The sequence below is a fragment of the Streptomyces sp. NBC_00094 genome, from assembly GCF_026343125.1.
GTDB lineage: Bacteria > Actinomycetota > Actinomycetes > Streptomycetales > Streptomycetaceae > Streptomyces.
Map to the genome: position 1 here is coordinate 3,880,990 of NZ_JAPEMB010000001.1, position 19,254 is coordinate 3,900,243.

Genomic DNA, 19,254 nt, shown 5'->3' on the forward strand with positions numbered 1-19,254 from the left:
GCCCCGCCCAGACAGGAGCACGGACATGCAGCACCGCATCGTCGTCCTCGGAGCCGGCTACACCGGCGCCATCGCCGCCGGCCGCCTGGCCAAGCGACTGCACCGCGAGGACGTCACCATCACCCTCGTCAACCCCGAGCCCGACTTCGTCGAGCGTGTCCGGCTGCACCAGCTCGCGGTCGGCGAGGACCTCAGGCCCCGCCCGTTCGCCGAGATGTTCGCGGGCACGGGCGTGGAGCTGAAGCTCGCGAAGGTCACCGCCGTGGACGTGGACCGCAAGACGGTGGCGGTCGCCGCCGCGAACGGCCCCGAGCGGGAGGAGCTGGCGTACGACACTCTCGTCTACGCCCTCGGCAGCGGCTGGAACGACGGGGGCGTCCCCGGCGCCGCCGAGCACGCCGACGAGGTCTCCAGCCGCCCCGGCGCCCTCCGCCTCCGCGACCGCCTGGCCGCCCTGGACGCCGGCCGGCCGGTCGTCGTGGTCGGCGGCGGCCTGACGGGCGTGGAGGCCGCGACCGAGATCGCCGAGGCCCGCCCGGACCTCGACGTCGCCCTGGCCGCCCACGGCGCCCTCGGTGACTGGCTCTCCGAGAAGGGCCGCGCCCACCTGCGCAAGGTGGTGGACGGGCTCGGCATCACGGTCCACGAACACGCCGCGGTCGACGCCGTGGAGGCGGACCGCGTGACGACCGCCGACGGCCGGGGCATTCCCGCCGACGTCACGGTCTGGACCACCGGCTTCGCCGTCCACCCGATCGCCCGGGCCACCGCCCTGGAGATCGCCGACGGCGGCCGGATCGTGGTCGACGCCACGATGCGCTCGGCCTCCCACCCGGACGTGTACGCGGTGGGCGACGCGGCGATGGCGATGGGCCCGGGCGACAAGCCCCTCCGCATGTCCTGCGCCTCGGGCGTCCCCACGGCCTGGCAGGCCGCCGACGCCATCGCCGCCCGCCTCGCCGGCACCAAGGTCCCGCACATCGGCATCCGTTACTCCCAGCAGTGCATCTCCCTCGGCCGCAAGGAGGGCCTGATCCAGTTCGTCACCGCCGACGACCAGGCGGTCGAGCGCGCCCTGACCGGCCGTCTGGCCGCCCGCTACAAGGAACTGATCTGCAAGGGCGCCGCCTGGGGCGCCGCCAACCCGACCGTGGGCATGCCGACCCGGCGCCGGCGTGTCGTACCGCAGGAGACTCCGAGCCGCGCACGGGTGGAGGCCACGGCCTGACCCCGCCACGGCCGAACCGCGGCCATCGGCAGCCATGGTGTGCCGCCTCTTACGCCGCGGGTTCGATTCCCGTCATCCGCTCTCCCGAGAAGGCCCAGGTCGGCGACCTGGGCCTTCTTCATCGTCCGGACCTGACCACGGTCGACCTCGACGTGACCCGGTGCGCCGGGTCAGCGAACCGGGCGGCGGCGGGCGGAGCGGCGCAGACGCAGGGCGAGGTAGACGAGGTCGGCCACGAACACCACGATGCCGATGACCAGCAGGAAGAACAGTCCGTCGGCGGTGGCACCGATGATGCCCAGCACGATCGCGATGATGATCAGGGACAGGAAGAGCGTCATGAGGGCTGCCCCCTCGCTCGGTTCCGGGGCTCAGCGGCGGGCCAGCTGCCGTTCACCGTTCGCACCGGGCTGGTAGGGGAGGTCGTAGTGCCGGAAGACCGCCTCCTCGTCCCCGGCGGGAAGTACGTCGTCGGTGCCGACCGAAGGACACCGCTTCACCAGCGCCTTGTCATGGGCGACCTGCACGTAGCCCGGCCCCACCGTCGCACCGTCCAGGGGAACGAACACCAGACGGTGCCGGGTGGGCAGGCCGACCCGGACCGTGGCCATGGCCGGCTCGTCGGTGCTGGTGTCGACGTAGATCGCCTCCAGCTCACCGATCCTGTGGCCCCGCGTGTCCAGCACGTCGTGGGTTCGCCACGCCCGGATGTCCGCCATCCGGATCATGTCGGCCCCTGGCGGTCGGCCGCCGGTTCGGGAGGCGTGGCGAGGAGGATCTCGGCGGACTGGGCGACGTTGCCGGCGCGGACCGCGCGGGCCATGGCGTCACGTGCCGCGTCGGGTGCCGTGTCCGGGGGGACCACCAGGAGGGCGAAGTGGTCGTTGTCGCCACGGGTGATGAGGACGGTGTCGTCGCCGACGGGGAAGGAGTCGAGGCGTACGACCCTGTCGTCGACGACCACACGCGTCGGGACCCCCTCCCAGGCATCGGTGTCCAGGCCGACCCGGGTGATGGGGCCGAGGTGCACGGTGAGCGCCTGGATCAGGGCGGGCAACTCGGTCTCGACGTCCCGGGAACGGGGCCACCAGGCGCCGTCGAGGACGCCTTCGCGGGAGTGTGTCGTCTGCAGCCGGAGCAGGGCCGCGCCGGGCTTCACCGCTCGGTGGATCTCGTCCGGAAGGAGCTTCCGAGGGGTGGGAGTGTCGGATTCGGCCATGATGGTCCGCCTGCCTGCGCGAGGACGCCGTCACCTCATGGGCGGCGAGATACCGCCGTGGTCTCACGGTACTCCGCGCGCCCGCGCTCACGACTTCGCGCGCCCGCGCTCACGCCCGCGGCCGTCGTCCGGGTGGCGTTCCCTGGCGGAAATCGCCTGATAGGAAACCACTCGTCGGCCCATGGGGCGGAGTAGGCTGAATGTACCGGGAGTAACTCGAACACCCGCTCCCACGCGGACGTCGTTTCCGGCGATCGAGACACTGGGCCGTCCTGCAGGACGGCCCGGAGACGGGTCCGCGATCATGACCGCCACCCTCGCACCCATGCTTTCGGCGCGCCTGTCGCTGACACCCAAGACCACACTCGCCGGCCTCCTGGACGGCGCATGGTGGCCTCTTTCACGTGACCTCACCGCCGAACTTCCGGCCCTGGTCGACGCGTTGGACGAGCGGTACGGACGCATCACGCGCGTCATGGTGAACCCCACCCACTGGCCGGCCGTCCCGCACAAGGTCCCCGCCACCGGGCACACCGTGCACGTGGGCTGGTTCACCGAACAGGATCCCGACAAGATGATCCTGCTCTCCTACACCGTCGGCCGCTGCGACCTGCTGGTGATCCCACCCGAGACCGAACCCGCCGCAGCCGCCCGGCTCATGACCGCCGCAGCGATCCCCGGCGGCGTCCTCACCGCCGGTGCCCTGATGTCCGACGAAACCGCGACCGGCCTCCGTATGCGGGACGCCCGCAGCAGCAAGGACGCCTGGGAGACCGACGGCGGGTCCGCCCCACCGCCCCTCCGGCACCCGGTCGTCGGGGCTCGGATGATCATGCAGCCCGGGAAGCCGCGGAGGTGACGTCATGGAGACCTTGATCGCTCTCGCGGCAGTCGTCCTGCTGATCGCGCTCGGCATGAGCCTGATCCACCGGCTCAACGCCCAGCACGAGGCACGCATCGCGGCCCACCACTTCAGCGACCCCTTCCCGGCCATCGTCCGGCCACCCGGCCACGGCCCCCACCCGCCGACAGGGCGAGCCGCCCGTAGCCGGGCCACGGGCACCTGGCCCTGACCCCTCAGACCACTCCTCCGACCGAAGGCCGCGGGTGGGGCACCCGACACCCGGGACAACCCGCCCGCCGGCCTCTCGCTCATCCATGAAGGGACCACGCCCCTTGTACCCCACCGACACCGCGACCCTGCCCTCGGCCGGACACGCCGAGATCCGCATCGTCGCCGCCACCCCCGAAGCAGCCCGCGCGGTCGCCGAAGCGATCCGGCGCTCCTTCGCCGGGACGGAACAGCGCAGCTACCCCGTCCCCGAAGGCGGCACCCGGCTCCACCTCACCGTCGACACCGAAACCGCGTCGGAACCCGCCCACTCCTGGCTCACCACCAGCAGACCGTCCACGCGCACCGGCACCCACGTCGACGAGGTCTGAGAGGCATCGGACCCGCGCATGAACCGAAGGACCCGGCCATGGCGACACTCACCGAGCGACAGGTCTACCGCGAACGGGTCCTGACCGCCCTCTACGAAGCCACCGAAGGCAACCGCCTCCTCGGAGTCCCGGGGCGGAAGCTGCGGAACGACCTCCGCATCCCGGAGGAGGACCTGGCCGCCGCCTGCACCTACCTCGCCGGCGAGGAACTGATCACCGTCGACTGGGAACCGGGCAACACCCCCGCGATGGTCTCCCTGACCCACCAGGGAATCCGCCGCATGGAGGCCGAAGAGGAAGCACGCGGCTGAGCCGGACCGCCCGATGGCCGGACCACCCGATGGCCCGATGACCCGCTCTCCACCCAGCCGTTCCGGCCCAAAGTCGTACAATTGGACGTGGATCGAGCACGCTCACGTGTGGCGATCCGGAAGGGCGGCCCCGACGGAGTGAATGCGCCGGGGCCGTTGTGACGACCGCCACCGAAACGCTGTGCTCGGGGTGAGTGAATACCTGTGTTCGCGGTCTGAGAATTTGACGGCCCTCCCTGTGAGAGTTTTTGCAGTAAACACGCAGGGAGAAATATTTGCCGCACACGAGACACGGTGGCGTGCTACTGTTGAACTCAGTTGCAGTTTTGGTACCCCAAGCTTCAAGCGCCTCCGACCGGCCTCCGCGCCGCAGGGAGCGCTTCGCATTTCCGGTCATTTTCCGGGCAGGGCATCATCGCGGCGACACGGCGTCCGTAAAGTACGGAGGTCGGTGTACTGCCCAAAGGAGATATGACATGGCTACTGGCACCGTGAAGTGGTTCAACGCGGAAAAGGGCTTCGGCTTCATCGAGCAGGACGGTGGCGGCCCTGACGTGTTCGCCCACTACTCGAACATCGCCGCCCAGGGCTTCCGCGAGCTCCAGGAGGGCCAGAAGGTCTCCTTCGACATCGCGCAGGGCCAGAAGGGCCCGACGGCCGAGAACATCGTTCCCGCCTAAAGCTGACGCGTAGTTCGTAGCTGGGGCCCGCATCCCTAGGGGTGCGGGCCTCAGCTATACGTTTTTCCGCAGTGGTTCCACCTGCGGAATGGATCTCCCAGGGACACGGCCTCCACCGAGCCGCACCCGTCGATGCGCCGGATTCACTTCCACGGGGCATCACCTGTTTCCGCTTGCGTCGCCACGGATTTCCCGTCGACCAAGTTCGGTTTTGAATTCCGTCCGGCCCGTTCCTGTGATTCCCTCCAGCGGCTCATTCGCTGCCGGAGTGCGGAATTCCTCGACACGCGCCGCATCGAGGAAGGTTCTGAATGAACCCCACACGTACGAACAGCCGCTCCTCCGGCGCCCGTCGCCGCACCGGCGCCCCCGCGTTCGGCTCCGCCGCCGGTTCGGGCCGCGGCAGCCGCTTCGGCTCGCCCGCCCAGAACCGCTCGGGCGGTCAGAACGGCTCGGGCGGCGGTCAGAACGGCTCGGGCGGCGGGAAGCGCTCGGGCGGCCACGGCAGGCGGCCCGCCGCGGTGCAGGGCGAGTTCGCCCTGCCGAAGACGACGACTCCGGCGCTGCCCGCCGTCGAGGCGTTCGCCGACCTCGACATGCCCAGGGAGATCCTGGCGGCACTCACCGCGCAGGGCGTGTCCGTGCCGTTCCCCATCCAGGGCGCGACGCTGCCGAACTCCCTGGCGGGCCGTGACGTCCTGGGCCGCGGCCGGACCGGCTCCGGCAAGACCCTCGCCTTCGGCCTGGCCCTGCTGGCCCGTACCGCCGGACAGCGCGCCGAGCCCCGTCAGCCGCTGGCCCTGGTCCTGGTCCCCACCCGGGAACTCGCCCAGCAGGTCACCGATGCCCTCACCCCCTACGCCCGCGCCGTGAAGCTGCGCCTCGCCACCGTCGTCGGCGGGATGTCGATCGGCAGGCAGGCGAGTGCGCTGCGTGGTGGCGCCGAGGTCGTCGTGGCCACCCCCGGCCGCCTCAAGGACCTCATCGACCGCGGCGACTGCCGGCTGAACCAGGTCGCGATCACCGTCCTGGACGAGGCCGACCAGATGGCCGACATGGGCTTCATGCCGCAGGTCACCGCGCTCCTCGACCAGGTCCGCCCCGAGGGCCAGCGCATGCTGTTCTCGGCGACCCTGGACCGCAACGTCGACCTCCTGGTCCGCCGCTACCTCACCGACCCCGTCGTCCACTCCGTGGACCCGTCCCAGGGCGCGGTCACCACGATGGAGCACCACGTCCTGCACGTGCACGGCACCGACAAGCACCGGACGACCACGGAGATCGCGGCGCGCGAGGGCCGGGTGATCATGTTCCTGGACACCAAGCACGCCGTGGACCGCCTCACCCAGGACCTCCTCCACAGCGGTGTACGGGCCGCCGCCCTGCACGGCGGGAAGTCGCAGCCGCAGCGCACCCGCACCCTCGCCCAGTTCAAGACCGGGCACGTCACCGTCCTGGTCGCCACGAACGTCGCGGCGCGTGGCATCCACGTCGACAACCTCGACCTCGTCGTCAACGTGGACCCGCCGACCGACCACAAGGACTACCTGCACCGCGGCGGCCGTACCGCGCGGGCGGGCGAGTCCGGCAGCGTCGTCACCCTGGTCACCCCCAACCAGCGCCGCGACATGACCCGCCTCATGGCCGCCGCCGGCATCGTGCCCCAGACCACCCAGGTCCGCTCCGGCGAGGAGGCGCTGCGCAGGATCACCGGCGCCCAGGCCCCTTCCGGCATCCCCGTGACGATCGCCGCGCCGCCTGCCGAGCCGCGCAAGCGCGCGACCGGCCGCGGCCGGCGCAGCGCCGCTTCGACTGCCAGGCGCGGCGATCGGCGTCAGACCGCGACCGCTGCCTGACGTCGCGTGATCCGGACGCGATCTCGTGAACGAGCAGGACTGCGGTCCAGGCGTCCTCACCCTTGCCCTGGCCCGCTGAACCGTTTCGCCCCGGCGGCATCATCCCCTTCTTCCCCTTGTGAGGCATCGTGCGCTGTGTCATCGCCCGTTTCCCGTTCGAGCTCACCAAGACTGGTGTCCTGGACGCCATGAAGGGCGTCAAGCCCGAAGAGGTCGTCGGCGAGTCCGTGATCATCGGCCGCCGCACCTACCCCGTCAAGCAGGTCGGCCAGGTCGTCACCCGCCAGGACCGCCGCGATTTCACCGCCGGTGAAGTCGTCCGGGCCATGACCCGGCTCGGCTTCACCTGCCGCGGCCTCCCCGAGACCGCGGCGCCCGCTCGCGCCGTCGACCCGCTGCAGAACGCCTCCGCGCTGCTCGGCACCCCGACGGCCGTCTGACCGTACGACCGCCTGGCCGTCTGGCCGCCTGGCCGTCTGACGCACGACCGTCTGACGTACGACCGTCGCATCGAGGGCAACGCGAGCTGACGCCCGAACCACCAGAAGGGCCCGACCGGCACACGCCGGTCGGGCCCTTCCGCGTGCCACCGGCGTCACTGTTCGAGATCGATTACCTCACTGCCGAACACGCGAAAATCTATGGCGGCCAGAGTAGACATTGGGTGGTGACCTGATTATGGTTTCTCTCGTAGCCCAGAGAGACAGCAAGACCTGGCAGAGATGAACTGCCGGTCGGCGGTACATGTGGTTGCAGTAGGCAGGACGGTACGGCGGTGGAGTCTCGAAGCCAGGGTTGTGCAGGACGGCGACGGAACTGACGGCCGGACCGGGGGCCCGCAGTGATCAGGGGCCCCATGACAAGTAGGTGATCACCGAGGGAAGAACGGAGGAACCAGCGCCATCAGGATCGCCCGGACGGAAGTCGTGAGTCCGGGTACCGCAGGACATCGATAGTGAGGTGGTCTCCGGTCAAGCAACCGCGATCCCCGCACTCCCGACAGCGTCAAGGTCGGGTCTGCGGATACAGAGGGCCCGCGCATTATCAGCGCCGGCAGGTGGTGTAGTAGTTCCTTCGGGGCCCTGGTGCCGTACGGCACCAGGGCCCCTCAACGCGTTCCACGAGAGAGGTGCAATGACAGCAGACGACTCGTACGGCCGTCTCGACGACGACGACTACCCCGCCTTCACGATGGGCAGGGCCGCCGAAATGCTCGGCACCACCCAGGGTTTCCTCCGCGCCATCGGAGAAGCCCGCCTCATCACACCCCTGCGCTCCGAGGGCGGCCACCGCCGCTACTCCCGCTACCAGCTGCGCATCGCCGCCCGCGCCCGGGAACTCGTCGACCAGGGCACCCCCATCGAGGCCGCGTGCCGCATCATCATCCTCGAAGACCAACTCGAGGAAGCCCAGCGCATCAACGCCGAATACCGCCGCGCCGCCGAGTCCCCCGGAACGGCGCCCGGAAGCGACTGAGACGGTGCGCGCCCGCCGGACACCGGCGGGCCTCGCGCACACATACAGGCGTTTCCTCTGGTGACACGGTGTACTGACGTGTAGCGTCCCCGTTAGCTGTCGTGGTTCGGAAGTTCCCCTGCCCATGCCTTCGGCGTGGGTTTTTTGCTGTGCTGTGCCGCAGGGACCAGGGCGACCACCTCCGCCTCCCACATGGAGTGGGCGGCGTTCATCGACTGGAAGGCATGAGACATGGCTACGGGAACTGTGAAGTGGTTCAACGCGGAGAAGGGCTTCGGCTTCATCGCCCAGGACGGTGGCGGCCCGGACGTCTTCGCCCACTACTCGGCGATCAACTCCACGGGCTTTCGTGAGCTCCAGGAGGGCCAGGCCGTGACGTTCGACGTCACGCAGGGCCAGAAGGGCCCCCAGGCGGAGAACATCAACGTCGCCTGACCCGCTCCACCGCACGGAACGAAGCCCCAGGTCGACGACCTGGGGCTTCGTCGTCGTCCGGACCTCTCCCGGAGTCGCGTACTCCCCACGCCCCGCCGCCCCTTCTCGGAATTCCTCGGGATGTCCCTGCGCACCTATCGGCGCCGGGTCGCCGCCCTGATGACCGCCCTGGACGCCCGGTCCCGCTTCCAGGCCGGCCTGCGGGCCCGCGAGATCCTCGGGGGCTTTCGGAGGCCTGATCCATGACGTCGCGGACCCCCCGGGGCCCGTCGAGGCTCCGGATGCGGAACCTCCGGATGCCCGGGATGCTGGGGACGTCGGCTTTTCGTGAGGAGGACCACTGATGTCCATGCTCGACAAGCTCAAGGGCATGCTCAAGGGCCATGAGGACACCGCACGTCAAGGTGTCGAGAAGGCCGGTGACGCCGTCGACGCCAAGACGGGCAACAAGTACCAGAGCCAGGTCGATACGGCCCAGCAGAAGATCAACGAGCAGCTGGGTACGCAGGAGCAGCCGCCCGCCAAGGAGTAGCCCTCCCACCGAACGACCGACGAGGCCCCGGGGGTTGCACCCCGGGGCCTCGGGCGTTGCCCAGGACGCCCCCCCGGGGCCTCGGGCGTTGCCCAGGACTCCCCCCGGCCATGATCCGCCGGACAGGCCCTACCGCGGTGCCGTGTCGTCCGCCGGGAACGCCGGGCCGTGGCCGGGGACGATCACGTCCGCGGCGGCGAGCACCCGGAGCCGGGAGTCCCGCAGGACCGCGTGGTCCGGGGCGACCGGGTCGTCGACCGGGCCGTTGGGACGCCACCAGAGATCGCCCACGAAGGCGACGACGCCCGACTCCGTGCCGGCGAGCAGCGTGATGTCCTCGCGGCTGTGCCCCGGCGTCCGGATCAGGCGGAGCGACGGCGTGAGTTCGTGGCCCTCGGCGTCCCGGTCCGTCCACTGGTCGTTCTCGTAGATCGCCTTGTGGTCGTGGACGCGCGCGTGGCCGAAGAGGCCCACGTTCATGGTGTTGTCCGGGTGGTGGTGGCTGAGCACCACGTCGGTGATGTCGTCCGGGCCGAGGCCCAGTTCGGCCAGCGGGCCGAGGATCCGGTCACGGCCGGCCACCATGCCCGGGTCGACGATCACATGCCGGTCGCCGTCGTGCACGTACGAGACGGTGGCGGCGACCCCAGGGCCGGTCGAGAGGGTGTAGCCGGTGGTCAGGATCGTGTAGCCGGCGGTGCGGGTGCGCGGTGCGTCGTCGTTGTCCATGCCCCAAGTCTTCGCTTTCGCCTGCCCGCCCACGAGTGGCCGCACTGCCACCGATCGCGTGAATCGTGCCATCGCGCCCTCTCCGATCGCGTGCATCGCGCCGGGTCCCACCGGCGCTCCGTGCCACACTCCTCCCGTGCCGCCCTTCGTGACCGTCGCCGCCTACGCCCCGCACGGAGTCGGCATGCTCGGCGCCGGCATCGTCTCCGAGGTGTTCGACGCCCGCGGCCAGGGCCTGCCTCTCTTCGACTTCGCCCTCTGCACCGACCGGCCCGGCCGGGTCCGAACCGACGTCGGACTGCCCCTCGTCGTCGAGCACGGCCTCGACCGGCTGGCCTCCGCCGACCTCGTCATCGCCCTGCCCTGGGCCGACTTCCGTACGTCCCCGGCGCCCGCCGTACTCGACGCGCTGACCGCCGCCCACGGGCGCGGCGCCCTGGTCGCGGCGCACTGCGTCGGCGCGTTCGCGCTCGCCGCCGCCGGACTGCTCGACGGGCGCCGCGCCACCACCCACTGGCGGTTCGCCGGGCTCCTGGCCGAACGCCACCCGGACGTCACCGTCGACCCCGACGCCCTGTACGTCGACGAGGGCAGCATCGCCACCGGTGCGGGCGCCGCCGCCGGCTTCGACCTGTGCCTGCACCTCCTGCGGCGCGAGTACGGCGCCACCACGGCCAACGCCATCGCCCGGGACCTGGTGCTCCCCTCCCACCGGGACGGCGGGCAGGCCCAGTACCTGGCCACCCCCGTACCCGAGGACAGCCAGGACGAGCGGCTGGCCGAGGTCCTCGCCTGGGCCCGGGAGCATCTGGACGAGCCGCTGCCCGTCGCCGAGTTGGCGCGCCGGGCGCTGATGAGCCGGCGCTCCTTCGCCCGCCGCTTCGCCGCCTCGACCGGTACCACCCCGCACGCCTGGCTGCTCGGGCTGCGCCTCAGCCGCGCCGAGGAACTCCTGGAGACGACGGACCTCCCGGTCGAGGAGATCGCCCGCGCGGTCGGCTTCGGCAGCGCGGCCGTCCTCCGCGCCCGCTTCGTCCGCCGCCGGGGCGTGCCGCCCCGCTCCTACCGCCGCTCCTTCACCCGTCTCGACGGGCCCGAAGCCCGCCCGAGGGACGACACGCCGAAGAAGCCGGACGCCCCCTAGCCCGTACGGGTTCCTCCGGTTGCCGAGCCCCACGGCCCGATCGAGCCTGGGGTGATCGTGTGACCGACGGGAGCACCCATGAGCAGCCTCGACACCCCGGCCGAAGTGCCCAGACCCCGTGCGGCGGTGGCGAAGCCCGCCGCGCCCACCACCATGACCTGGGTGACACTCGCCCTGATGACGACCGCCTCGGTGGCGAGCCTGCGAGCCGCGCCCACCATGGCCATCTACGGCCTGGCCTGCGTCTTCCTCTACCTCGTCCCAGCCGTCGTGTTCCTGCTGCCGACGGCGCTGGTCTCCGCCGAGCTGGCCTCCGGCTGGAACGGCGGCGTCTACCGCTGGGTCTCCGAGGGGCTGTCCAAGCCGCTCGGATTCCTCGCGGTCTGGTGCCAGTTCGCGATGACGATCTTCTACTACCCGAGCCTGCTGGCCTTCGTGGCCTCCACGATCGCGTACGTCATCGACCCATCCCTGGCCTCCAACGGCGTCTACACCGCGATCGTCATCATGGTCCTGTACTGGACCGGCGTCTGGGTCTCCTCACGCGGGACGAAGGCCCTCGCCGGACTGTCCAGTTGGGGCCTGATCATCGGCACGCTCGTACCCGGCACGATCCTCGTCGTCCTCGGCATGGTCTTCCTGGGCCAGGGCAACCCGTCGGCCGCCCCCATGAACGCCGACCATCTGCTGCCGCAGTGGACGGGACTCGCCAGCCTCGTCCTGATCGTCAACAACTTCCTCTCGTACTCCGGCATGGAGATGAACGCGGTCCACGTCTCCTCGCTGAAGAACCCGGGGAAGGAGTACCCGAAGTCGATGTTCCTGGCCGTGTGCCTGGTGCTGCTGATCTTCATCCTGCCCGCGCTCGCGATCAGCTGGGTCGTCCCCGCGGACCAGCTCAGCCTCACCGCCGGTGTCATGCAGGCCTTCGACGCCTTCTTCTCGTACTTCAACATCGGCTGGATGACCCCGATCGCCGCCGTCATGCTGATCTCCGCGTCCCTGGCCGGCATGCTCACCTGGCTCGCCGGGCCGTCCAAGGGCCTCCTGGAGATCTCCCGCCACGAGGGCTACCTGCCGCCGTTCCTGCAGCAGCTCAACAAGTTCGGCGTCCAGCAGAACATCCTGGTCACCCAGGGCGTCGTGACCTCGATCATCGCCCTGATGTACGCGCTCATCCCCAACGTGTCGAGCGTCTACTGGATCTTCTCCACCATCACCACGCAGGTCTATCTCATCGTCTACCTGCTGATGTTCGCCGCCGCGATGCGGCTGCGGAAGACCCAGCCCGACCATCCGCGCGGCTACCGGGCACCCGCCCTCGGACTGATCTGCACGGTCGGCCTGCTCGCCTCGCTCGCGGCTCTCGCCATCGGCTTCGTACCGCCGTCCCAGTTCGGCGGCGGCAGCGTCTGGGCGTACGCCCTCTTCATCGCCAGCGGCCTGCTCGTCCTCGGGTTCCTCGTCCCCTGGGCCTTCCTGAAGTTCCGCAAGCCGAGCTGGCGTACCGCCGCCGCGGATTCCGACCCGTCCGGCTCGTCCGGCCCGTCCGGCCCGTCGACCGAGGGAGACCGGTCATGAGCCCCACCCGTTTCGCCTCCGAACACAAGTGGGTCTACTGGGGCGCGATCGTGCTCCTCGTCGGCCTCATGGTCACCGGCCTCATCCAGTACGCGGCCGTACGGACGAACAACCAGACGCAGTCCAAGGCCAACGAGCTCCAGGAGGAGCTGGTGAAGGCCGGCTACCCCTCCCCCGACACCGACACGATCGAGCGACTGCTCGGCACGGACGGCGGCCAGGTCTGCGAGGAGCCGGGCAACGCCCTGAAGACCGCGCTCTGGAAGATCCAGCAGTCCAACGGCGCCACCGGCCCCGGCATGCGGCCCGTCATCTCCGACTCCAAGGCCGTCGAGGCCGAGCGGATCGTGCTGCAGGTCTACTGCCCGGACCAGCTCGACGAATTCGACGAGGCCCTGGACGACCTGAAGACGGACGACACCGTACGGCGCTGACACGCCCGCTCGTCCCGCAGCAGCAGCACGAACAAGCACGATGAGGGGGCCTCCGCGGAGGCCCCCTCATCGTGTGGGTCTGGTGGGTCTGGCAGGTGAGTCTGGTGGCTGGCAGGTCTGTCTGGTGGGTCTGGTGGGTCTGGTGGGTCTGGTGGGTCTAGTGGGTCTAGTGGGCCGTGTGGCCCTCGTCGATCTCGTGCGGCTCGGGTGGCTTGTTGTGGGGCTCGTGCGTCTCGCCCGTCTCTTCCGCCAGGAAGGCCAGCACCGCGAGCGCGAAGAGCAGACCGAGGGCGATGCCCACGATGACCCAGCCCGTGGGGTGCGGCCAGAAGACGCAGGCCAGGGCGGCCGCCGCGACGAGGATCCAGGTGATCCAGGTGCGGTACCGGCGGACGAACGGCCCCACCGGCCCCGTACGCATCCCCGCGCGGTCCGCGGTGGCGCGGGTCGCGGAGATGCCCGAGTCCCAGAGGCCCCGGACCAGGGTCGCCGGGCGGCTCGGTCCCGAGAGCCAGGCGGCGAGGGCGATCAGCACGCCGAGGGTCACGAAGACCCGTACCGAGGTCCGGAGGTAGCGGACCAGCGTGTCGTAGACGGCCCCGGCGGCGGCCGGGGAGACCCCGGACGGCAGGGCGTTGAGATAGACCGTACGGAAGACGGTGAGGGCGACACCGAGGAACAGGGCCGCCACCGCGATGCCGAGGGTCCCGGCGATCAGGCTCCGGCGCCTGTGGGCGGCCAGCAGGACACCACCGGCGACCAGCAGCACCGAGATCACCGGCAGCCACACGCCCATCACCTGGAGCAGGGAGAAGCCGGTCTTCACCTTGCCGATGTCGTCGGCCTTGAGCACCGTGAAGTCGGTGTGGACCTCGGGGATGTTCCCCGCGACCGTCAGGCCCGCGTCGACGAGACGTTCCTTCACCCGGTCGATCACGGGCGCCAGGTCGATCGTCACGGTGTCCGTGTTGATCTGCACGGCGCCGTCGTCGCTGCCGGTCAGGGCACGGTCGAGGGAGGTGTGGATCGCCCGGTTGGCGTCGGTCCAGATCGTCTGGAAGGCCGGGGAGGCCACGACGTCCTGTGCCCGGTCGTGGACGAAGCTGCTGACCGCGCCCTCCAGGGAGTTCCCCAGCTTGCCGAGGGCCTTCTCCAGGAGCGGCCGCTGCTCCGGCGCCACGCCCTCCAGGAGGGAGGTCAGGTCGATGTGCTCCATGACGGCGCCGGTCACCCGGGTCGCGACGGCGTCCTGGACGGCCGGGTCGGCGGCGAGCGGGGTCACCGTCTCCACGTACCGGTCGGTGTCGCCGACGATGTCCGAGGTCCAGGAGGCGATGATGCCGAGCGGCGTCAGGATGCATCCGATGACGATGAGCAGGGCGGCGCAGAACGAGCGGAGGCGGTGACGGGGTGGCCTGGGCACCTCCGCACTCGCCTCCAGGGCGGCGATCCGGGCCCGGAGCACCGCCAGATCGTCACCGCCCGCATCCATGTCCCTGGCGTCCTTGGCGTCCACGGCACCCTCTCCTCACGATGAGATCGCACAGACAGACAAGTCGGGGCAATTCTCCGTGGGGCGGATGGCTTTGTCGCGCGGAGCGGGGTCTACGAAGCACGGCGTACGGAGCACGGTCCACGAAGCGCGGAGCGCGGCGTCCCGGGGAGGGGCGCCGCGCTCCGCGTCTCGTACGGGTGCCTCAGGCCGGGACCGGCTCCGCGGTGGCGGCGCGGGGCGCGGCCGGGGCGAGGAGCCGCTGGGCCAGGTGTCCGAAGGCGATCGCGAACACCGCCCACAGGATCGCCTGGATCCCGAGGGTGGCCAGGCGGAACTCCCACAGCACGGCGGCCGGGAAGCCGGCCTGCACGGCGTCGTCGTTGCCCGGCAGGAACGCGCAGGCCACCGCGACGGCGGCGACGAAGCCCGCCCCGGCGACGAGGGTCGCGTTCCAGTTCCCCAGGCGCGGCGCGAGCCGGCGGCCCGCGACGACGGCGGCGACGCCGAGCAGCACGCTCAGCAGGATCATCAGGAAGAAGAGCGTGGTGCGCTGCCCGATGGTGTCCGGGTTGCCGACGGCCGGCGGGGTCGCCGGGTACTTCAGGAACGGGACGAGGTAGACGGTCGTGAACGCGGCGGCCGCGACGAGCGCGGCGGTCGCCTTCGGGGAGAACCGGCCGACTCGTCCCAGGACGAAGGCGAACGCGAGGGAGGCGATGCCGCCGAGCGCGACGCCGTAGACGAGGACGCCGGTGGCCAGGCCCGCCGTGGACTGGACGTCCCGGCTGACGAGCTCCTCCTCTTCCTCCGCCGCGGCAGCCTCGTGCCCGGTCCCGTGGCCCGCGTGCTCGGCCTGTGCGGCGGCCTCCTCGACGGCGATCGAGGCGTCGACGGACGGTTCACCGACGACGTACGCGACGGCGAAGGCGAACAGTCCGGCGATCAGGCCCGCGAGCATGCCGCGGACCAGCAGTCTCCTCACAGTGGAGGACGACGTGTCGTACATGTGCGTGAGCTCCTCTACCGCGGTCAGTGGCAGGGGAAGCCGAGCAGGTGACGACCGTCGTGCACCCACTCGTGCACGTCACTGCCCGCGAAGACGGAGAGGGCGCCCTGCTCGGCGCCGACGAAGTAGAGCGCGACCAGCGCCAGCAGCCCGGCGAACAGCGCCCAGGGCAGCACGGTGCGGACCGGCAGGGAAACCGGCAGCGCGACAGGGGTGGTGGGGATGGCAGACGGGGCGACGGCCTCGGCCATGGCGGAACCTCCTCGGGAACTCGCGTCCCATTACGGTGGTGCGCGACGACGGTCGTCGGGTCTGACTCGCCGGGTCCCGGGGATGCCGGGGTGGCTCACAGTGGCGCGACCGTGCCGGTTTTGCACCGGACTTCCGTCTCGCCGTCGTCGGTTGTGGAATTGTCGCCGTGACCGTACCGCGCGGACCGCGCCGCGGGAAGAGCGCATGGGCGGCCGACCGAACACTGAGGGATGAATCACCCGTGAACACGCCTGCACCGGAACGGACTCCGGAACGGACCGTACGGCTCGTCCTGGTCGCCCCCGCCGTGAACGCGGCCCTGCTCGAAGGCCGCTTCGACGACGACTCCCCGGTGAAGCCGGGGGAGTCGGAGCCGGGGCGGACCGAGCCCGTGCGCCTCGGACGGACGGCCCGGGTGTTCGTCTCGCCGTCCGTCCGCTGCCGGAGCACGGCCGGACTCCTCGGCCTGCCGGAGGCCGAGGACGTGGCGGCCCTCGCGGGCTGCGCGATGGGCCGGTGGCGTGGGCGACGGCTGGACGAACTCGCCACCGAGGAGCCGGAGTCGGTGGCCGCCTGGCTCGCCGACCCGGACGCCGTCCCGCACGGCGGCGAGGCCCTGCGGTCCCTGTGGGACCGGGTCGCCGGCTGGGTGGACGCCCTGGAACCGGGCACCGTCTGGGCCGTCGCCGAGCCGGACGTGATCCGGGCGGCCGTCGCGCACGCCCTCGGCGCGCCCGGGGCGGCCTTCTGGCGGCTCGACGTGCGCCCCCTGTCGCGCGTCGCCCTCTCGGGCCGCTCCGGCCGCTGGAACGTCGTCATCGGGTCCCGGCTCGACTGAGAGGGCCGCCGGGCCCGCACGCGCCTACGCCGGCTCGCACGGACCCGTCAGGCTCGCACGGACTACGTCAGCTCGTACGGACTACGTCAGCTCGTACGGACCACGTCAGGCTCGTACGGACCACGTCAGGCTCGTACGGACTACGTCAGGCTCGTACGCGCCAGCTCCAGGAACTCCGTCTCCGTCAGGCCCAGTTCGCGGGCCTCCGCCGCCGCCTCGCGCAGCCGGGAGACCAGCCGGGCGCGGTCGGGGGCGGCGACGCCGGGGACGATGACGGCGCCGCGGCCCCGGCGGAGTTCGATGAGGCCCTCCTCGCGGAGCCGCTGATAGCCGCGGAGGACGGTGTGGACGTTGACGCCGAGGGAGTCGGCGAGCTCCCGGGCGGCCGGAAGGCGTTCGCCGGGCTCGGCGGAGCCGTCGGCGAGCGCCCCGCGGACGCAGGCGGCGATCTGGTCGCCGAGGGGGAGGGAGGAGGCCGGGTCGACGCGGAAGAGCACGGTCAGACCTTCCCATGCCGCTCGGCCAGCGCGTTCAGGAGGGCGGCGGCGGTCCGCGCGTCGGGCACGGTCACCGCGAACTCGCGCCCGCTGTCCCGCCGTACGACGAGGGCCTCGCCGGAGCGCAGCACCACGCCCGTCCGGTGGGCCCGGACCCGGTAGCCCCAGCCGCCGAAGTCGGCGACGGCGTCGATCTCGCGGACGCTCGCGCCCGCGACCCCGTCGAGCGGGACCCGGACGCGGGGGCGGGGCACGAGGGCGGAGCGGACGGTGAGGCCGTGCCGGTCGACGGTGACCCTGACCCGGGCGAGGGCGAGCCCCGGCACCCCGATGACGAGGCCGAGCAGGCCGAGGAGGGCGCCGGGCCAGGGGGCGAGGAGCAGGACGACCGGGGCGGCGACGAGGGCGAGCACCGCGAGGGCCGTCAGCGTCCGGGAGCCGGTGTCGCGGGACCAGCCGGCGGCCTCCCCCGCGCCGAGCGGGAGCCGCGGGTCGTCGGCGGGGTCGGGGCGGGCCGCCGGCGCCTCCGCGGGGACGAGCGAGGTGAGCACCCAGCCGGCGGCGCCGGACACGGCCGCCGCCGCCAGGGCCACGCCGAGGTCCATGCCGGGCGAGAAGACCTGTACCTCGAACTCGTCGACGCGGTTGGCACGGAGGAGCTGGACCAGGAGCCCGCCGGCGAAGCCCGCGGTGGCCCAGGCCGCCCACAGGAAGCCGCGGCGGACGAAGGCGGTCCAGCCGGCCGCGAGGCCGAGGAGCAGGCCCGTACTGATGAGGGCGTAGGCCGTGGCGCCGGTCCAGCCGTCGGGCTGTCCGCCGTCCCCGAGCGAGAAGTGGGTGGCGAGCTCGTCGGGCAGCTCGTCGCGCCAGCGGGCGAAGAGCAGCAGGTGGACGGCGAGGGCGAGGACGAAGGGGAGCGCGGCGAGCGCGCGGAGACGAGGCGTGGCACGGTTCATGAAAACCTCCTTGTTCGCACTCTACTAGAACAATGAGCTTTGTCATCAGGAGTGTGGCCGGGCTGTCGTCGAGATGCGAGCGCCACGCACCGGTTGTTGACTAGGTCAAACGCATACATATGGGGAGACTTCATGCGCCGCCGGCCCGCCACCGCCACCTTCGCCGCCCTCACCGCCCTCGCGGCCCTCGCCGCGTTCGCCACCGGCTGCGGCAGCGACGACGACAACCAGCCCGACCCGCTGCGGGGCCAGCAGTGGGGGCTCGACGCACTGAAGATGCAGGACGCGTGGTCCGTCTCCAAGGGCGAGGACACCGTCATCGCCGTCGTCGACACCGGCGTGGACCTCGACCACCCGGACCTCAAGGGGCGGCTCGTCGACGGCTACGACTTCGTCGACAACGACGACGAGCCCAAGGACCTCAACGGCCACGGCACCCATGTCTCCGGCATCGCCGCCGCCCACACCGACAACGGCATCGGAGTCGCGGGCGGCGCCCCCGGCCCCAAGATCATGCCGGTCCGGGTCCTCGGCGCCGACGGCAGCGGCGCCGACGCGAACATCGCCAAGGGCATCGTCTGGGCAGCCGACCACGGCGCCCACGTCATCAACCTCTCCCTCGGCGAGTCCGGCCTGATGGCCCGCCTGCTCAAGGGCGGCATCCTCAACCAGGCCATCACCCACGCCAACGGCAAGGGCGCGGTCGTGGTGGCCGCCGCGGGCAACGACTCCACGGCGCTCCAGCCGTACAAGATCGACACCCCGGTCCTCGTCGTCAACGCGGCCGACCGGACCGGACTGCCCGCCTCCTTCACGAACTTCGGCGCCCAGAACGCGGTGACGGCCCCCGGCGTCGACATCCTCTCCACCCTCCCCACGTACACGACGAAGGAGACCCTGAAGAACCTCTCGGGGTACGGGAAGCTCTCCGGCACGTCGATGGCCTCGCCGTACGTCTCCGCCGTGGCCGCCCTCCTGCACCACCAGGGCCTGGACCCGGCCGCGATCATGCAGACCATCCGCGACACGGCGGCCAACCCGCAGCAGATCGTCAAGCTGGGTCTCGGGAACGTCGACGCGGCGGCGGCCGTGAAGGTCGCGAAGGACAAGTAGGCCCCCGTGACGGCGACCATTCCCTGTGG

Annotated in this window: 25 protein-coding genes and 1 riboswitch; of the genes, 16 read left to right on the forward strand and 9 right to left on the reverse strand. The window is 71.3% G+C overall.

Annotated elements, in window-relative coordinates; translation table 11 throughout:
• Positions 1 to 25 precede the first annotated feature (25 nt).
• Entirely contained in the window at positions 26 to 1,228 is a 1,203-nt protein-coding gene (locus OG580_RS16970; protein WP_267044523.1) for an NAD(P)/FAD-dependent oxidoreductase, read from the forward strand.
• A 170-nt stretch (positions 1,229 to 1,398) separates the two neighbouring features.
• On the opposite strand, the gene OG580_RS16975 is transcribed toward OG580_RS16970, so the two are convergent.
• From OG580_RS16975 to OG580_RS16985, 3 genes are read right to left on the reverse strand one after another with little or no spacing between them, the layout of a single operon-like run.
• Positions 1,399 to 1,569 carry a hypothetical protein gene (locus OG580_RS16975; RefSeq protein ID WP_267044524.1) on the reverse strand — a complete coding sequence of 57 codons (171 nt, stop codon included), beginning with the start codon at positions 1,567 to 1,569 and terminating at the stop codon, positions 1,399 to 1,401.
• Between the two features lie 30 nt (positions 1,570 to 1,599).
• A complete protein-coding gene (locus tag OG580_RS16980) occupies positions 1,600 to 1,956 on the reverse strand; it encodes a PRC-barrel domain-containing protein (protein WP_267044525.1) in 357 nt (118 codons plus the stop codon).
• The gene (locus tag OG580_RS16985; protein ID WP_267044526.1) at positions 1,953 to 2,447 is read right to left on the reverse strand and encodes a DUF5994 family protein; all 495 of its coding nucleotides are present in this window, start codon (positions 2,445 to 2,447) and stop codon (positions 1,953 to 1,955) included. The genes OG580_RS16980 and OG580_RS16985 overlap by 4 nt, the downstream gene beginning before the upstream one ends.
• Positions 2,448 to 2,751: 304 nt before the next feature.
• Between OG580_RS16985 and OG580_RS16990 the strand changes: the two genes are divergently transcribed.
• From OG580_RS16990 to OG580_RS17035, 10 genes are all read left to right on the forward strand, one after another.
• Positions 2,752 to 3,306, forward strand: a complete 555-nt coding sequence (locus OG580_RS16990; RefSeq protein ID WP_267044527.1) for a DUF5994 family protein — start codon at positions 2,752 to 2,754, stop codon at positions 3,304 to 3,306.
• 4 nt (positions 3,307 to 3,310) lie between these two features.
• Positions 3,311 to 3,520 carry a hypothetical protein gene (locus OG580_RS16995; protein WP_267044528.1) on the forward strand — a complete coding sequence of 70 codons (210 nt, stop codon included), beginning with the start codon at positions 3,311 to 3,313 and terminating at the stop codon, positions 3,518 to 3,520.
• 85 nt (positions 3,521 to 3,605) lie between these two features.
• Entirely contained in the window at positions 3,606 to 3,890 is a 285-nt protein-coding gene (locus OG580_RS17000; protein ID WP_267044529.1) for a hypothetical protein, read from the forward strand.
• Between the two features lie 38 nt (positions 3,891 to 3,928).
• Positions 3,929 to 4,201 carry a hypothetical protein gene (locus OG580_RS17005; RefSeq protein WP_267044530.1) on the forward strand — a complete coding sequence of 91 codons (273 nt, stop codon included), beginning with the start codon at positions 3,929 to 3,931 and terminating at the stop codon, positions 4,199 to 4,201.
• Positions 4,202 to 4,677: 476 nt separating this feature from the next.
• Positions 4,678 to 4,881: a cold-shock protein gene (locus OG580_RS17010; protein ID WP_030939356.1), complete on the forward strand. Its 204-nt coding sequence runs from the start codon at positions 4,678 to 4,680 to the stop codon at positions 4,879 to 4,881.
• Between the two features lie 311 nt (positions 4,882 to 5,192).
• A complete protein-coding gene (locus OG580_RS17015; RefSeq protein WP_267044531.1) occupies positions 5,193 to 6,737 on the forward strand; it encodes a DEAD/DEAH box helicase in 1,545 nt (514 codons plus the stop codon).
• A 128-nt stretch (positions 6,738 to 6,865) separates the two neighbouring features.
• Positions 6,866 to 7,177: an SCO5918 family protein gene (locus OG580_RS17020; protein ID WP_267044532.1), complete on the forward strand. Its 312-nt coding sequence runs from the start codon at positions 6,866 to 6,868 to the stop codon at positions 7,175 to 7,177.
• 694 nt (positions 7,178 to 7,871) lie between these two features.
• Positions 7,872 to 8,213 (forward strand): MerR family transcriptional regulator, encoded by a 342-nt coding sequence (locus OG580_RS17025; RefSeq protein WP_267044533.1) that lies wholly within the window; start codon positions 7,872 to 7,874, stop codon positions 8,211 to 8,213.
• A 231-nt stretch (positions 8,214 to 8,444) separates the two neighbouring features.
• Positions 8,445 to 8,648 (forward strand): cold-shock protein, encoded by a 204-nt coding sequence (locus tag OG580_RS17030; protein ID WP_031104458.1) that lies wholly within the window; start codon positions 8,445 to 8,447, stop codon positions 8,646 to 8,648.
• A 343-nt stretch (positions 8,649 to 8,991) separates the two neighbouring features.
• Positions 8,992 to 9,180, forward strand: a complete 189-nt coding sequence (locus OG580_RS17035) for an antitoxin (protein ID WP_267044534.1) — start codon at positions 8,992 to 8,994, stop codon at positions 9,178 to 9,180.
• A gap of 129 nt (positions 9,181 to 9,309) precedes the next feature.
• Here OG580_RS17035 and OG580_RS17040 read toward each other — a convergent pair whose 3' ends face one another.
• Positions 9,310 to 9,909: an MBL fold metallo-hydrolase gene (locus OG580_RS17040; RefSeq protein WP_267044535.1), complete on the reverse strand. Its 600-nt coding sequence runs from the start codon at positions 9,907 to 9,909 to the stop codon at positions 9,310 to 9,312.
• Positions 9,910 to 10,093: 184 nt separating this feature from the next.
• On the opposite strand from OG580_RS17040, the gene OG580_RS17045 reads away from it, so the two are divergent.
• The 3 genes from OG580_RS17045 to OG580_RS17055 all read left to right on the forward strand — a co-directional run bounded on the left by OG580_RS17045 (position 10,094) and on the right by OG580_RS17055 (position 13,068).
• Positions 10,094 to 11,053, forward strand: a complete 960-nt coding sequence (locus OG580_RS17045; RefSeq protein ID WP_267048030.1) for a GlxA family transcriptional regulator — start codon at positions 10,094 to 10,096, stop codon at positions 11,051 to 11,053.
• Positions 11,054 to 11,131: 78 nt separating this feature from the next.
• Entirely contained in the window at positions 11,132 to 12,634 is a 1,503-nt protein-coding gene (locus OG580_RS17050; protein WP_267044536.1) for an APC family permease, read from the forward strand.
• On the forward strand, positions 12,631 to 13,068 hold the full coding sequence (locus tag OG580_RS17055; protein ID WP_267044537.1) for a hypothetical protein: 438 nt from the start codon (positions 12,631 to 12,633) through the stop codon (positions 13,066 to 13,068). The genes OG580_RS17050 and OG580_RS17055 overlap by 4 nt, the downstream gene beginning before the upstream one ends.
• A gap of 166 nt (positions 13,069 to 13,234) precedes the next feature.
• Here OG580_RS17055 and OG580_RS17060 read toward each other — a convergent pair whose 3' ends face one another.
• The 3 genes from OG580_RS17060 to OG580_RS17070 form a co-directional block, all read right to left on the reverse strand.
• Positions 13,235 to 14,560 (reverse strand): hypothetical protein, encoded by a 1,326-nt coding sequence (locus OG580_RS17060; RefSeq protein WP_267048031.1) that lies wholly within the window; start codon positions 14,558 to 14,560, stop codon positions 13,235 to 13,237.
• A gap of 205 nt (positions 14,561 to 14,765) precedes the next feature.
• The gene (locus tag OG580_RS17065; RefSeq protein ID WP_267044538.1) at positions 14,766 to 15,569 is read right to left on the reverse strand and encodes a CbtA family protein; all 804 of its coding nucleotides are present in this window, start codon (positions 15,567 to 15,569) and stop codon (positions 14,766 to 14,768) included.
• A gap of 23 nt (positions 15,570 to 15,592) precedes the next feature.
• A complete protein-coding gene (locus tag OG580_RS17070) occupies positions 15,593 to 15,820 on the reverse strand; it encodes a CbtB-domain containing protein (RefSeq protein WP_024755781.1) in 228 nt (75 codons plus the stop codon).
• 59 nt (positions 15,821 to 15,879) lie between these two features.
• Positions 15,880 to 15,955: riboswitch (cobalamin riboswitch) on the reverse strand.
• 107 nt (positions 15,956 to 16,062) lie between these two features.
• On the opposite strand from OG580_RS17070, the gene OG580_RS17075 reads away from it, so the two are divergent.
• On the forward strand, positions 16,063 to 16,659 hold the full coding sequence (locus OG580_RS17075; protein ID WP_267044539.1) for a histidine phosphatase family protein: 597 nt from the start codon (positions 16,063 to 16,065) through the stop codon (positions 16,657 to 16,659).
• A gap of 140 nt (positions 16,660 to 16,799) precedes the next feature.
• Here the strand turns inward: OG580_RS17075 and OG580_RS17080 are convergent, their stop codons facing one another.
• On the reverse strand, positions 16,800 to 17,156 hold the full coding sequence (locus tag OG580_RS17080) for a GntR family transcriptional regulator (RefSeq protein ID WP_267044540.1): 357 nt from the start codon (positions 17,154 to 17,156) through the stop codon (positions 16,800 to 16,802).
• A 2-nt stretch (positions 17,157 to 17,158) separates the two neighbouring features.
• Complete coding sequence (locus tag OG580_RS17085; RefSeq protein WP_267044541.1) at positions 17,159 to 18,112, reverse strand: hypothetical protein; 954 nt, start codon at positions 18,110 to 18,112, stop codon at positions 17,159 to 17,161.
• A gap of 132 nt (positions 18,113 to 18,244) precedes the next feature.
• Between OG580_RS17085 and OG580_RS17090 the strand changes: the two genes are divergently transcribed.
• Complete coding sequence (locus tag OG580_RS17090) at positions 18,245 to 19,225, forward strand: S8 family peptidase (RefSeq protein ID WP_267044542.1); 981 nt, start codon at positions 18,245 to 18,247, stop codon at positions 19,223 to 19,225.
• The last annotated feature ends 29 nt before the right edge of the window (positions 19,226 to 19,254 follow it).